10 protein-coding genes and 1 riboswitch are annotated in these 13,516 nt (G+C 72.6%); of the genes, 8 read left to right on the forward strand and 2 right to left on the reverse strand.

Annotated elements, in window-relative coordinates:
- Positions 1–449: 449 nt before the first annotated feature.
- The 5 genes from ACTWPP_RS10670 to ACTWPP_RS10690 all read left to right on the forward strand — a co-directional run bounded on the left by ACTWPP_RS10670 (position 450) and on the right by ACTWPP_RS10690 (position 8,959).
- Positions 450–2,075, forward strand: coding sequence for a hypothetical protein (locus tag ACTWPP_RS10670; RefSeq protein ID WP_443104015.1), 1,626 nt, complete (start codon positions 450–452; stop codon positions 2,073–2,075).
- Between the two features lie 157 nt (positions 2,076–2,232).
- Positions 2,233–4,722: an ATP-binding protein gene (locus ACTWPP_RS10675; RefSeq protein ID WP_443104016.1), complete on the forward strand. Its 2,490-nt coding sequence runs from the start codon at positions 2,233–2,235 to the stop codon at positions 4,720–4,722.
- Complete coding sequence (locus ACTWPP_RS10680; RefSeq protein WP_443104017.1) at positions 4,719–7,229, forward strand: type IV secretion system protein; 2,511 nt, start codon at positions 4,719–4,721, stop codon at positions 7,227–7,229. The genes ACTWPP_RS10675 and ACTWPP_RS10680 overlap by 4 nt, the downstream gene beginning before the upstream one ends.
- A 42-nt stretch (positions 7,230–7,271) precedes the next feature.
- The gene (locus tag ACTWPP_RS10685) at positions 7,272–7,904 is read left to right on the forward strand and encodes a hypothetical protein (protein ID WP_443104018.1); all 633 of its coding nucleotides are present in this window, start codon (positions 7,272–7,274) and stop codon (positions 7,902–7,904) included.
- Positions 7,901–8,959, forward strand: a complete 1,059-nt coding sequence (locus ACTWPP_RS10690; protein WP_443104019.1) for a C40 family peptidase — start codon at positions 7,901–7,903, stop codon at positions 8,957–8,959. Before ACTWPP_RS10685 ends, ACTWPP_RS10690 begins: the two co-directional genes overlap by 4 nt.
- Positions 8,960–8,988: 29 nt before the next feature.
- Here the strand turns inward: ACTWPP_RS10690 and ACTWPP_RS10695 are convergent, their stop codons facing one another.
- Positions 8,989–9,513, reverse strand: a complete 525-nt coding sequence (locus ACTWPP_RS10695; RefSeq protein WP_443104020.1) for a MarR family winged helix-turn-helix transcriptional regulator — start codon at positions 9,511–9,513, stop codon at positions 8,989–8,991.
- A gap of 60 nt (positions 9,514–9,573) precedes the next feature.
- Between ACTWPP_RS10695 and ACTWPP_RS10700 the strand changes: the two genes are divergently transcribed.
- The 3 genes from ACTWPP_RS10700 to ACTWPP_RS10710 are packed head-to-tail and all read left to right on the forward strand — an operon-like array spanning position 9,574 to position 12,100.
- Positions 9,574–10,860, forward strand: a complete 1,287-nt coding sequence (locus tag ACTWPP_RS10700) for an amidohydrolase family protein (RefSeq protein ID WP_443104021.1) — start codon at positions 9,574–9,576, stop codon at positions 10,858–10,860.
- A 38-nt stretch (positions 10,861–10,898) separates the two neighbouring features.
- Positions 10,899–11,675: a Mut7-C RNAse domain-containing protein gene (locus ACTWPP_RS10705; RefSeq protein WP_443104022.1), complete on the forward strand. Its 777-nt coding sequence runs from the start codon at positions 10,899–10,901 to the stop codon at positions 11,673–11,675.
- 32 nt (positions 11,676–11,707) lie between these two features.
- On the forward strand, positions 11,708–12,100 hold the full coding sequence (locus ACTWPP_RS10710; RefSeq protein WP_443104023.1) for a (deoxy)nucleoside triphosphate pyrophosphohydrolase: 393 nt from the start codon (positions 11,708–11,710) through the stop codon (positions 12,098–12,100).
- Positions 12,101–12,323: 223 nt separating this feature from the next.
- Here ACTWPP_RS10710 and ACTWPP_RS10715 read toward each other — a convergent pair whose 3' ends face one another.
- Positions 12,324–13,337 (reverse strand): NlpC/P60 family protein, encoded by a 1,014-nt coding sequence (locus tag ACTWPP_RS10715; RefSeq protein WP_443104024.1) that lies wholly within the window; start codon positions 13,335–13,337, stop codon positions 12,324–12,326.
- A 7-nt stretch (positions 13,338–13,344) separates the two neighbouring features.
- Positions 13,345–13,479: riboswitch (cyclic di-AMP (ydaO/yuaA leader) on the reverse strand.
- Positions 13,480–13,516: the final 37 nt, after the last annotated feature.

The raw sequence follows: 13,516 nt of genomic DNA on the forward strand, positions 1-13,516 counted from the left end.
CCCCCCGCCAGACCCCGCCCCCCGGCCAGCCCGGCACCCGCCCGACCGGGCGCACCCCCGGCACCGAGCAGCCCCGCCAAGCCCCGCCCCCCGAGTCCGGCCAGGAACCGGGTGTCCGGGTGGCCGGCCGTGCGTCCGGTGGTGAACCGCCGGTGAGCGGCGCCGGGCAGTCGCGTCAGGCTCCGCCGCCGGCTTCCGGTGAGGAGTCGGGTGTTCGTGTCGCTGGGCGTGCATCTGGTGGTGGACCGCCGGCGAGCGCAACTGAGCCGTCGCGTCAGACTCCGCCGCTCGTGTCCGGTGAGGAGTCGGGTGTTCGGGTGGCCGGCCGTGCGTCCGGTGAGGAGGCGCAGGTGAGTGGCGCCGGGCTGGCGCCAGAGACCCCGGGCCCTGCTTCTGGTGGAGATGCGCCGGTGCGTGGCACTGGGCGGCCGGTCCCGCAGGGGTCGGCTGTGCGGCCGGGTGAGCGGGACATTCCGCAGGAGGCCGCGGACGGTGCGGCGGGTGATGAGCGCCGTGAGCCGGTGTGGTCCGAGGGGGAGACGCGGCGGGACGTCCGGCAGGAGTCGCCGGCGGCCGAGGCCGCGCCGCGGCGGTCCGGTGGGGAGGCCGGTGACAAGAAGGTCGCCGGGGAGAAGAAGTCCGCTCCGCGGGAACCGGAGCGGGCCGTTCCGCCCGCGGCCGCTCAGGCGCCGTCCGACGACCGTGGTGTGCGGGAGACGCGGCGGGACCTGCCGCAGCCCTGGGCGCCGCCGCAGCGGCGGCCGGGGCGGCCGGAGGTTCCGGGGCCGACGCGGCCGGACATCCCGATGGTGCCGGGGGCCTTCGGGGCGCGGCCGAGCGAGGCGGCCGGTCCGCCGCCCGCCGGTCCGCCGCCGACGGCCGGCACACCGCGGATGGAGGCGCCGAGGCCGTGGTCGGAGGGGCTGTCCAAACCGCGCTCCGCGCCCGCGGACGGCCCCGCGTGGCCTCCCGCGCCCGAGGCGGGGCACACCCAGGAGGCCGGGCCGGTCCCAGAGACCGAGGCCGCGCCGGAGACCAGGCCCGTCCCGGTCGAGCAGGCCCCGCCGGGGGAGGAGCAGGCGCCGCCGCGTGAGGTGCGGTCGCAGCCGGCGTCGCCCGTGCGGCCGCGGCCGTTGCCGCCGCCGCCGGCGCCGCCGCCGTCCGGTCCGGCGATCACGCCGCCCGATCCCGAGCACGAGGTCAGCGCCGGCGGGCTGCGGCGGCTGTTCCACGCGGTCGGCGGCGGGCACGGCGACGTCGACGCCGAATACCAGCAGCGGCTGCAGCAGCCGTTCCACGGGACGCGCCACGTCGTCGTGCTCGGGTGCACCGGCGGCGCGGGGCAGACGGTGACCGCGCTGATGCTCGGGCACACGTTCGCGCAGCACAACGGGGAACCGGTCGTCGCCATCGACGTGAACCCCGGGCCCGGCGCGCTGGCGCGGCGGACGCGCAGCGACACCAACGAGACGCTGACCGGTCTGATCACGCGCGCCGACCAGGTCGGCAGCCTGACCGCGATGCGCCGGTACACCTCGCAGGCCAAGTCGGGCCTCGATGTGATCGCGGCGGGCAAGAACCCGCTGCAGGCGCTCGACGACCGTGACTACGCGCTGGCCATCCGCACCATCGACAAGTTCTACTCGGTGACGCTGCTCGACGCGGCGGCCGCGGTGGTCGCGCGTGTCCTGCCGTACGCCGACCAGATCGTGCTCGTCGCACCGGCCAGCGCCGACGCGCCGCGGGCCGTCGCGATGACGTTCGAGTGGCTCGACGGGCACGGGTACGGGGAACTGCGGTCCCGGGCGGTGACGGTCATCAACGGGGTGAGCCGCCGCAGCATGGACGACGTCGAGCAGGCCGAGGCCGTGGCGCGGGGGCGTTGCCGGGCGCTGGTGCGCATTCCATGGGACGATCATCTGAGCATGGACCGCGCGCCGCGCAACGAGCTGAAGTCGTTGCGGACGCCGACGCGGCGTGCCTATCTTGCCCTCGCCGGCGTGGTCGCCGGCGGTTTCACCGTCATGCCCGAGCGTTACCAGGAGCTTCAGCAGGAGCAGGAGGCCACCCGATGAGCGCCCCTCGCGGGCATCGAGCGGAGACCGGGACGGGTCGGGCGCGGCTGGCGGGCGCGCCCGACCTGGATGACCGCCCGGACGGGAAAGACTCTCTCCGGCAACCCTGCGCGGTCGCCGGCGCACCGGGACAATGGACCGCGGTGGGGGTGAGGGCGTGAGCAAGTCCAGCAGGCTGGCCGTGCGGTACTTCGACGACCGCGTGCTGTTCACCGACACCGCCGCCTGGGCGTACTTCCGGCTGCCCACGGTGTCGTACGAGTTCACCACCGGGGAGGAGCGCGAGGCGCTCGCCACCAACATCACCATCGCGCTCGCCGGTATCCGGATGCAGGACGCCGAGGTGCATCTGCGGATCGCGCACCGGACGTATCCGGCGGCGGACTGGGCGCTGGCGCTGGACCGCACGTCCGACGCCGGGCCGGGGTGGCGGGAGTACCTGGAGGAGACCTACGCGCACGTGTGGGCCAAGGACTTCTGGACCAAGGAGGTCTACCTCGGGGTCCGGCTCGGGCCGCGCGGCATGGGCGCGCAGCTGTCCGGCGGTGTGCTGTCGCAGTTCCTCGGCTTCTACAAGCGCAGCGAGAACGTCCTCGGCGTCCACGACGACGCGATCGACAAGAAGGAGATCGCGCGCTGGACGGAGCAGGCGGAGCGGGTCGGGCGCGCACTCGGCGGGTCGGCGCTGTACGCCAGGCACACCACCTCCACCGAGGTGGCGTGGCTGTTCCAGCACGCGGTGTCGGGGTCGCTGGCCGATCCGCCGCCGTCGGCCGTGCCGCGCAGGACGTGGGGCAAAGGCGAGATCGAGTCGCTCGTCGAGGGGGCCATCCACAACGGGCGCTCCTACCTGAGGGTCGAGCAGCCGAACTTCACGGGTGCGGGCGGCGGCGCCACGGCCGCGTCGTACGTCGCGTACCTGTCGTTCGCGCGGTTCCCGGACATGATGCCGTTCCCGGACGGCGAGCCGTGGCTCCACTACGCCGACGCCCTCCCGTTCCCCGTGGAGATCAGTGCGCGGATGAAGCTGATCCCGCCGGCGAAGGCGTCCAAGGACGTCTCGCGGAAGCTGGCGCACGCCCGGGACATGGACCAGCACATCCGGGAGGCGGGCGCGGAGGCGCCGATCGCGCTCGCGGAGCAGATCGACGCGGCGCGGATGCTGGAGCACGGCATCACCAAGGAGCGGCTGCCGTTCGTGTACGGGTGGCACCGGCTGATCGTGTCCGCGCCGACCGAGGACCTGCTCGCGCAGCGGGTGGACGCGGTCGTGGAGCACTACCGCGACATCGGCATCGACGTGGTCAACTCGACCGGTGACCAGTTCTCGCTGTTCCTGGAGTCGATGCCCGGCGACCAGATCAGGCTGAACGCCTACGCGCAGCGCCAGCCGCTGCGGACGATCGCGGGCGGCATGCCGATCGCGACGGTCGACCTGGGCGACCGTCCGGACGAGAACGACGAGGGCTGGATCGGCCCGTACATCGGTGAGACGCTCGGCCGGGCCCGGGCCATCGTGCACTTCGACCCGCTCGTCGCCGCGGCCCGGAACCGCCCGACCGCCGTGGCGATCACCGGTGAGCCCGGCGGCGGCAAGACCACCCTCGCGCTGCTGCTGATCTACCAGATGGCGCTGCGGGGCGTCACGATCGCGGCGATCGACCCGAAGGGCGACGCCGAGTCGCTGGTGCAGCTGCTGAAGTCGCGGGGCCGCCAGGCGCGGATCCTGCCGCTCGGTTCCGCGGCGCCCGGACTGCTCGACCCGTTCTCGTTCGGCGACGACCTCGCCACCAAGAAGATGATGGCGACCGAGACGCTGCGGCTGCTGCTGCCGAGGATGTCGGAGGAGCGCGAGTCCGCGATGATCCAGGCGGTCAGCGCCGTCGCGAACGCGGAACGGCCCTCGCTGGGACGCGTCGTCGACCATCTCGAAGCCAACGACGATCCGGCGTCCAAGAACCTCGGCGCGGTGCTGCGCTCGATGTCGGAGATGCATCTCGCGCGGCTGTGCTTCGACCCGTCCGGCGGCGAGCGCATCGACACCGCCGGGTGGACGACGGTGTTCACGCTCGGCGGCCTGACCCTCCCGGACGTCGCGATCTCGCGGGAGGACTACTCCTACGAGCAGCGGCTGTCGGTGGCGCTGATGTACCTGGTGTCGCAGTTCGCGCGGCGGCTCATGCACGGCCTCGACCGGCGGCTGCCCAAGGCGATCTTCCTGGACGAGGCGTGGGCCATCACCTCGACGCCCGAGGGCGCGAAGCTGGTGCCCGAGGTGTCGCGGATGGGACGGTCCCGCAACACCGCGTTGATCCTGGTCTCCCAGAACGCGGGGGACCTGCTGAACGAGCAGGTCACCAACTGCCTGTCGTCGGTGTTCTCCTTCCGTTCCACCGAACGCGTCGAGGTCGGCGACGTCATGTCGCTCCTGGGCGTGGAGGCGTCCGACGAGCACAAGGCCGTGCTGCGCAACCTCGGCAACGGCGAGTGCGTTTTCCGTGACCTCGACGGCCGGGCGGGTCGCATCGGCGTCGATCTGATCTCCGAGGAACTGCAGCGTTGGCTGGACACCAACCCGACCCGGTCCCATCCGGGTTCGTCCGAACTCACCGCCGCGGGGGCCGAGGTCGAGGAGGTCAGTCGATGAGGGGTCCCCGCGACCGGATGGCGCGCCTGCAGCGCTCACCCGGTGAAGGGCTCGACCGCGCGGTCCTCGACCGCGGGTCCCGGGGCCGGCCCCGGCGCGGGCGCCCGCGCACCCGCCGCTCGGTGCTGCTGCTGCTCTTCATGGCGCTGTTCATGCTGGGTCCGCTGTCGCCCGCGTCGGCGTCGATTCCGGACCCGTGGACTCCGAACGACCTGTGCAGCCCGGCGGACAACCCGGCGCCGGAGCGGTACGCCTCGGGGACGGACGGCATGATCAAGCCGCCGGACTACCCGAGCGAGAAGCTGAAGAACACTCCGGTCGAGAATCTGACCTACTACGACCGGTACGGCATGGCCGGGCAGTCCTGGTACGCGGTCGACATGGGCTGCTCGGACGCGATGGCGATGACGGGCAACGCCATCGCCAACACCGTGTTCACGCTCGTCCGGGCGGTCGACCGGACCACGATCAGCGTTTACCAGGCGGCCGCGTCGCCGTCCCTGCTCGACTGGCTGAAGGACACCGTCGACGGCGTCATCAGCGACATGGGCGAGACGTTCAACGCGCGCTACTGGTCATGGGTGGTCATCCTCGGTGCGATGTGGCTGGCCTGGTGGGGCCTCGTCCGCAAGCGGGCGAGCAAGGTCACCGAGGGCGTGATCTGGATGGTCGTCGCGATGGTGGCGCTGGTCTGGCTGATCGCGCGGCCTTCGGACTTCACCACGCTCGGAACGCAGACGTCGGAGGCGACGAGCGCCGCGTTCGACGCCGCGTTGCCGCAGAGCAACACCCAGGGCGGAATATGCATCCCGAGACCCGACGGCAAACCGGATCCGGCCGCGTCGGAGAACCTGGACGAGACATCCCGTAACGCGAACAGGCTGTGGGTCGCCCTGGTCTGCAAGCCATGGCTGCAGGGTGAGTTCGGCACCACCGATCCCAACGCAAAGATCGTCAAGGAGAACGCCGACAAGCTGCTCTGGTCACAGGCGGTCGACCTGCCGGAGACGTACGGCCCGAACAACGAGGCCGACCTCGGGAAGAAGGCCGACGCCTATAAGGACGTGGCCACGAACATCAAGGAGGAGCATCCCGATACGTACGCGCTCTTCCAGGGCAAGAACTGGGAGAACCGGCTGGCGGTCGCGTTCGGCGCACTGTTCGCGGCGCTCATCGCGGGCATCCTCATCATGGTCATCGCCATCGCGCTGATCGTGGTGAAGATCGCGTTCCTGCTGCTGCTGGTGGCGGGGCCCATCTTCCTCGGGATCGGGATCCATCCGGGCATCGGACGGGTGATCGCCATCCGCTGGCTGGAGCTGCTGCTGTCCATGCTGCTCAAGCAGGCGGCGCTGATCGGCGTGCTGTCGCTGCTGCTGTGGGCGTACGGGCTGATCCTCGGTGAGGCGCTGCCGTGGGGGCTGCAGATTCTGCTCATCGCGCTGGTGACGTTCGCGGCGTTCGTCTACCGCAGGCCGTTCCAGCACCTGTTCTCTGCGGTGGGCTACGGCGCGGTGGGGGCGCGGGAGAAGAGCGAGGCACAGCTCAACAGGTCCGTCTCCGAGGCGCGCAGGAGCACGATGGCGGTCGCCTCCGCGGCACCGGGCGGAGCCGGATCCGGTCTCGCCCGCTGGGTCAGGCGTGAGGCGGCTTCCGAGGCGGTGGCCCCGGCCACGCAGGGCGACGTGCCGCCCGGGACGGCGGTGGCGGCCGACCGGCGGGCCGCCGGCGAGGGCGAGGGCCCGTCGCCGGAGGACGCGCCGGTGCTCGCCGCCAAGCCGCGCGGCGCGGGTGCCGCGGCGGCGCAGGCGGGACGTTCCCGGCGGGGTGCTCCTCCGCTGAACCTGCCGTCCCGCGCGGGTGCGCTCGGCGACCAGTCCTCCGACGGCGGCGCGGCGGGAGGAGCCGCCGCGGCGGCTGCACGTCCGGGCGGTGCCGCGGGCGGTGTCGCCGGCGCCAGAGCGGGCGGCGGCGGGAGGAAGTCCCCCGGTGCGGGCTCCGGCACGGGGACCGCCCGCCCGGCCTCCTGGACGGGACGCGGCGGAACCGGTGGCGGCGGCATCACCGGCGGAGGCGGTGGCGGGTCGGGCGGCAACGGCCCGTCGGGCGGCTCGGGCGGCTCGGGCGGTTCCGGCAGCGGGTCCGGCGGCGGGTCCGGCGGCAACGGCTCCGGGAACGGTGCCGGCGGAGGCGGCGGCTGGTTCGGCGGCAGCGGGCGTTCGTCCGGTCCCGCCGACCGCGGCCGTGGCCGTACGGGCGGCGGCTCGGGCGGCGGCTCCGGTGGTTCCGGCGGCTCGGGTGGTTCCGGCGGTGGTTCCGGCGAGCGCGGATCGAACGTCCCCAGGCCGCGGGGCGGCGCGGGCGGTGCCCCCTCGGGATCCCGGCCGCAGGGCGAACGGCCGCAGGCTCCGCCGCTGTGGGGCAGGCGCGGCTCGCAGGAGGGTCCGCCGCTGCCGTTCTGGCTGCGTCCACCGGACCGCCCGTCCGGTGCGCGGGACGACGAGTGAGTCTCACCCACCAGGCCTCCCAAGGATGAAGAAGACTCAGCGATGAACCTGAACGACCGCCGGCGCAGGCTTCTCTTCGCGGGGCTCGTGGTCGTGCTCGCCGCCGTCGGCGTCTACCTGACGGTCGCCGGGCCCGGGGGCGAGGCAGACGATCCGGGCCCGGGGCAGGCCGCCACGGGTGCCCCGGCCGCCCCGACGTCACCGCCGCCGGGGATCGAGGGCGCCGTCAACCCGGGTGACTTCGACATCTACCGGCTGCTGCCGTTCTCCCAGACGGAGTTCGCCACCGCGGCGGACCTGGCGCGCCGCTTCGTCGCCGCGTACGGGACGTACCGCTTCGACGAGACGCCCGAGACCTACACGGGACGGCTGTCGGGCATGGTCACCGGCGAGCTTCGGGGACAGCTCGAACGGGACGCGGCGACGCCGGGGCTGCTGGAGGAACGGCGCCGGGACCAGATCGTCGCGGAGGGGTCGGCGGTCCTCGACCGGGTGCGCAACATCGAGGAGAACTCGATCGTCTTCGTGGTGACGGGCCGGCAGCGGATCACCGAGGGCGACATCGAAGGCAGCGACAGCAAGCGGTATGCGGTGACCGTGGCGAGGGAGGGCGGCTCGCTGAAGGTGTACGCCTTCCAGCCGGCGGACGTGGGTCAGGCGGGTGACACGGGATGACCGTCCGCCGCATGATGCTCGCCGGGGCGCTCGGCGTCGCCGCGACGCTCTTCGCCGGGCTGGTCTTCGTTCCGATCCTGTTCGGCGCGAACCGGTTCATGTTCGGTGGCGGGAGCGGCGGATGCGTGGACGTCTCGGAGGCCGGGGCGCAGCCCGCCGCGGCCGGCGACGCGCAGGCCGTCCCCGCGAACTACCTGGGCCTCTACCGGGACGCGGGCGAGAAGTACGGCATCCCGTGGAACGTGCTGGCCGCCGTCGGCAAGGTCGAGACCGACCATGGCAGGTCGACGCTCCCCGGCGTGAGCAGCGGCGAGAACTACGCGGGCGCCGGCGGGCCCATGCAGTTCCTCGCCGCGACGTTCAAGTCGTTCGCGGTCGACGGGAACAGGGACGGCCGTAAGGACCGCTACGACCCGGCGGACGCGATCCCGTCCGCCGCCAACTACCTCAAGCACTCCGGCGCCCCCGAGCGGATGCGGACCGCGCTCTTCGCGTACAACCATTCGTGGGACTACGTGGACCTCGTCCTGGAGTGGGCCGAGCGGTACGTCGGCGGCGACTTCGAGGTCGTCCAGGCGACCGGCATCGACTGCGACGACAACGAGCTGCCCGCGAACGGCGGCGACCTCGTCAAGCGGATCATCTCGTTCGCGATGGCGCAGCGCGGCAAGCCTTACGTGTTCGGCGCCAACGGTCCGGACGCGTGGGACTGCTCCAGCCTCATCCAGGCCGCCTACCGGACGGTCGGCCTCGACATCCCGCGCACGACCTTCCAGCAGTGGCCGTTCGGCGTGAAGGTCGACAAGGGCGACGAGCAGCCGGGCGACCTGGTGTTCTTCAACTCCGGTCCGGGGACGTCGTCGAACAATCCCGGCCATGTCGGGATGGTGATCGACGACAACAAGATGATCGTGGCGAGCTGTTCGACGTGCGTCCCCGCGATCGGGGTGAAGCCCTACGAGCGTTCCGACTGGGTGGGGGTGACCCGGCCTCTCGCGCGGCCCGACTTCAAGAAGAAGATCAGCGAGCTGGCCGCTGATCAGCCGGGCGGCTGAACCGCCGGATTCCCGGACCCGGGGGGCCGTCACCGGAACCGGCGCCTGCCGATGACCAGCAGGACGTCCCGGAGCGCGTCGGCGGCCTCCCGGACCTCTTCCGGCGGCACGCCCGCCATGACCTCTTCGTGCGCCACGCGCGACGCCTCCATCGCGCGTTCGGTGACGCGCAGCCCGTCCCCGGTGAGCTGGACGAAGCGGCTGCGGGCGTCCCCCGTGTTGGCCTCCCGCTCGACGTACCCGGCCCTCTGCAGCCGCTGCAGGACGTTGCTCGTCCCGCCCGAGGTGAGGAACGCCGACCGGGTGAGCTCGCTCGGCCGCAGCCGGTACGGCTCGCCCTCGCGGCGCAGGACGGTGAGGACCTCGAACTCGGCGTAGGTGAGCCCGAGTCCGGTGAGTTCGGCGCGCATGGCCTGCTGGACCAGCATGGCGATCCGCCCGGCGCGCTTGCTGACCTCCAGCATCGCGATCAGCGGTTCGGGCAGGCCGTCCCGCCGCCACGTTTCCGCCACCCCGTCGATGTCGTCGCTCGGCCCGCCGTCGTCTCCCTGCACGACCCGAGAATACTCGCTCCGCACATTGCTTTTTGAAAAGCTTCTCCCTAACCTTTACGTATGACTTCCTTGCTCCTTCGAAACGGCCTGGTCATCGACACCGTGCCCGCACCGACCGTGCTCGGACGCGCCGACGTGCTCATCGAGGACGACCGGATCGCCGCGGTGGGCCCCGGACTGCCGGCTCCCCCCGGCACCGACGTGATCGACGCGACGGGCCGCATCGTCATCCCCGGGTTCGTCGACACCCACCGCCACACCTGGCAGGCGGGCATCCGCGCGATCCTCCCCGACAGCACGCTCCCCGCCTACGTGGGACGCGTCCTCCGCGAACTCGCGCCCCGGTACCGCCCCGACGACGTGTACACCGGAACCCTCGCCGGTTCCCTGGAGTGCCTCGACTCCGGCATCACCACGCTGATCGACTGGTCGCACATCCAGCTCGGCCCCGGCCACACGGACGCCGGCATCGCCGCGTTGCGCGCGTCCGGCATCCGGGCGGTGTTCGCCTACTGCTACGGCACCGATGACGACCTCGTCGCCCTCGCCGCCGAGACGGCCCGCGTCCGCCGCGAGTACTTCGACACGCCCGGCGTGACGGTCACGATGAGCATGGCCGCGGCCGGTCCGGAGATCGCCGGCGAGGAACGCGCACTCATCGAATGGAGACTGGCCCGCGACCTGGCGATGCCGGTCACCGCGCACATGGGCGGCCACGGCGCCGAGAGCGCCGCGCGCGGCCTGGCGTTCCTCGACGCCAACGGGCTGATGAGTCACCCGACGATGTACGTGCACGCCAACCACTACACCGGTGAGGCGCTCAAGCGGATCGCCGCCCACGGCGGGACGGTGTCCGTCGCCCCCGGCATCGAGGACGCCCTGGACATCGGCCCGCCGCCCACCGGACGGGCCCGCGAGGCCGGCGTCCCGACCGGGCTCGGCGCCGACACCGTCGCCAGCGGCCCCGGCGACATGTTCTCCGTGATGCGGGCCGCCTACTTCCTGGAGCGCGGACGCCCGGACGGCGCCGGCCTCGGCTTCACGGCCGCCGACGCGCTGCGGATGGCCACCATCGAGGGCGCGGAGGTCGCCGGCCTCGCGGACGTCACCGGTTCCCTGACGCCGGGCAAGCAGGCGGACGTCCTCGTCCTGCGCACCGACACACTGGGCGTCGCGGCGGCCCACGACCCCATCGCGGCCGTGGTCCTCGCGGCCGACACCCGCAACGTCGACACCGTCCTCGTCGGCGGCCGGGTGCTCAAGCGCGGGGGAGCCCTGCGGGGCCACGACATCCCGTCGCTGCTGGCGTCCCTCGCGGACTCGGCCGGGCGCCTCGCCGCGGCCTGACGCGAGTAATCCGGAGGGGAACCGCCGGGACGCGTGGCATGCTGATCGGCGTGGAGCCCGAGATAACCATCCGAGTCGCCGGCGAGCTGCTGATGTTCCTGCCCGCCGCACGGCGGGAGACCGTGAGCCGCCTCGCCTACGACGGGACCTCGACGCTGGGACATCTCGTGGAGTCGCTCGGCGTCCCGCTGCCCGAGGCCGGCCCGATGACCGTCGGCGGCGAGCCGGCCGGTCCCGCCACCCGCCCGGATCCCGGCGACGAGGTGCGGGTGGAGGCGGTGCCGCGCCCGCAGCCCGTCCCGCTCGAACCGGGCCAGGCCGCCCCCCGCTTCGTCCTCGACGTGCACCTGGGCACGCTGGCCCGGCGGCTGCGTCTCCTCGGCCTCGACACCGCCTACCACAACGACATGGACGACCCGGCGCTGGTCGTCCAGGCGAACGAGGAACGCCGCGTCCTGCTCACCCAGGACCGCGGGCTGCTCCGCCGCCGCGCGCTGTGGTTCGGCGCGTACGTCCGCGGCTCCCGCCCGGACGACCAGCTCCGCGACGTGCTGGACCGCTTCGCGCCCGTGCTCCGCCCGTGGACGCGCTGCACCGCCTGCAACGGCGAACTCGTCCCGGTCGACAAGGAGGAGATCGAAGGCGACCTGGAGGCGGGCACCCGCCGCAGCTACGACGTGTACGGCCGCTGCGCCGACTGCGGCCAGCTCTACTGGCGCGGCGCGCACGGCGGCCGCCTGGAGGAGATCGTCCGGGACGCGGTACGCCTGGTCGAGTCCATCCGGGAGACCGGACGGGCCGGGAGCGCCGTCTGACACCGATACCGGACGACAGGGAAGAGGAGCCGGTGGCGAACGATCTCGTGGTGGTCGGCGCGGCGATCATTTCGGACGGGCGGCTGCTGAGCGCCCAGCGGGCCGAGCCGCCGCACATGGCGGGCGGCTGGGAGCTGCCCGGCGGGAAGGTCGACCCGGGCGAGACGGACGAGGACGCGCTGGTGCGCGAGTGTCACGAGGAACTCGCCATCAAGATCCGGCTGATCGGCCGGATCGGCGGGGACTGGCGGCTGAGCGAACGGAGCGTGCTGCGGGTGTGGACCGCGCAGATCCTCGAAGGCGAGCCGCAGGCCCTGGAACACCTGGCGCTGCGCTGGCTGTCCCCGGACGAGCTGTACGAAGTCGACTGGCTCCCCGGCGACCTCCCCGTCATCGACGCCCTGGCCCACCAGGGCCTCACCTGAACAACGAAGCAGGACGCTGCAGTAACTCGTCCCCGGACGACACCAGCCACCACACCAGCCACGCACCAACCCAAACCGTCGCGATCGCGTCCGAAGGCAGGTTCAAGCTTGCGAGAACCTGATCGCGCAGCGAGCCGCCAAGGCGAGCCGGAGCGATGCAGCGATCGCACGCAGTGCCCGCCGAAGGAGGGCCCTCCAGGGCCCGACGCCAAGGGCACTGCAATCAGGAAACGCGGTTGGCGCCCGCGTAGTCCGAGCGGTCCGACATCTTTGAGATCTTCACCACATCGCCGGTCTGCGGGGCGTGCAGGTACTTGCCGTCGCTGAGGTAGATGCCCATGTGGTGGAGGTTGCCGCCGAAGTAGACCAGGTCGCCCGAACGGAGCCGGCTCTTGGAGACCTTGGTGCCGAGGCCGTAGAGGGCGCCGGTGTAGTGCGGCAGCCCGCGCTTCCCGATCTGGGCGTAGGCCCAGACGACGAGTCCTGAGCAGTCGAAGCTGTTCGGACCGGCGGCGGCCCACACGTAGGGCGAGCCGAGCTTGGTGAGCGCCTTGCGGGCCATGTCGGCCGGTGCGCCCGAGCCCTTCACGGTCGCGCGCAGGCCGCTGCGGGGGTCGTCGATGTGCGTGGTGGTCAGCTTGTCCAGCCGCTTCGTCACCTCGGCGACCTTGGTCCTGGCCGCTTCGCGGGCCTTCTCGGCGTCCGCTGCGGCCTTTTCGACCTGGGCCGTCTTCGCCTCCGCCGTGCGCTGCGCCGTCTCGGCCCGCTCGATCTGCTTCTGCAGCGCCTGGACGGTGGTGACCTGGCTCTGCGTCAGGTAGGCGCGTTCGGACAGCCCTTCGGAGGAGCCGTCGGCGCCGAAGATCACGTCAGGGGCGCCGGTCATGTAGTTCGCCGCGGCCATCCGTCCGAGCTGTTCGCGGGCCGGTGCCGCCTGGGCGCGCAGCGTCGCGGCCTGCTTGGCGGCGGCCTGCCCGGCCTTCTTGGCCTTGTCCAGGTCCACGCGGGTCTTGTTGTACTGCTCGGTGAGGATCTCGGCCTCTTCGTTGAGCGCGTCCAGGCTCTTGCGCAGCCCTTCCTCCGTCGTCGGAGTGGGCGTCGGGGAGGCCGCGGCGGCGAGCTGGAACGGCGGCGCGGCATGGGCGGCGACGGGCGCGGTGGCGCCGAGGCCGATCAGGAGCATCGTGGCCGTGGCGGCGGGCGTGACGCGCCGCCACCGTTGTGGAGCCGGTGCCAAACCGGTGTTCTCCTCTCCTCGCGCGCCTACCGGGTTAGCTGACGGGTTCGGGCCAGGAGTCGCCCTACGACGTACGTCGATTCACCCCAGGGACGTGGGTCCCCGGCTCTCCCGTACGCGGGAGATTCGGCGCTCCGGCCGCAGCCCCGGGGGACGGGGCTCCGGACGACCGGATCTCG

The sequence above is a fragment of the Actinomadura sp. 3N407 genome (genome assembly GCF_052245875.1).
Taxonomy (GTDB): Bacteria; Actinomycetota; Actinomycetes; order Streptosporangiales; family Streptosporangiaceae; genus Spirillospora.

Excerpts from the sequence above, each read along its gene's own strand:
- ACTWPP_RS10680 (WP_443104017.1), top strand. The coding sequence starts at position 4,719 with ATGAGGGGTCCCCGCGACCGGATGGCGCGCCTGCAGCGCTCACCCGGT.
- ACTWPP_RS10685 (WP_443104018.1), top strand. The coding sequence starts at position 7,272 with ATGAACCTGAACGACCGCCGGCGCAGGCTTCTCTTCGCGGGGCTCGTG.
- ACTWPP_RS10690 (WP_443104019.1), top strand. The coding sequence starts at position 7,901 with ATGACCGTCCGCCGCATGATGCTCGCCGGGGCGCTCGGCGTCGCCGCG.
- ACTWPP_RS10700 (WP_443104021.1), top strand. The coding sequence starts at position 9,574 with ATGACTTCCTTGCTCCTTCGAAACGGCCTGGTCATCGACACCGTGCCC.
- ACTWPP_RS10705 (WP_443104022.1), top strand. The coding sequence starts at position 10,899 with ATGCTGATCGGCGTGGAGCCCGAGATAACCATCCGAGTCGCCGGCGAG.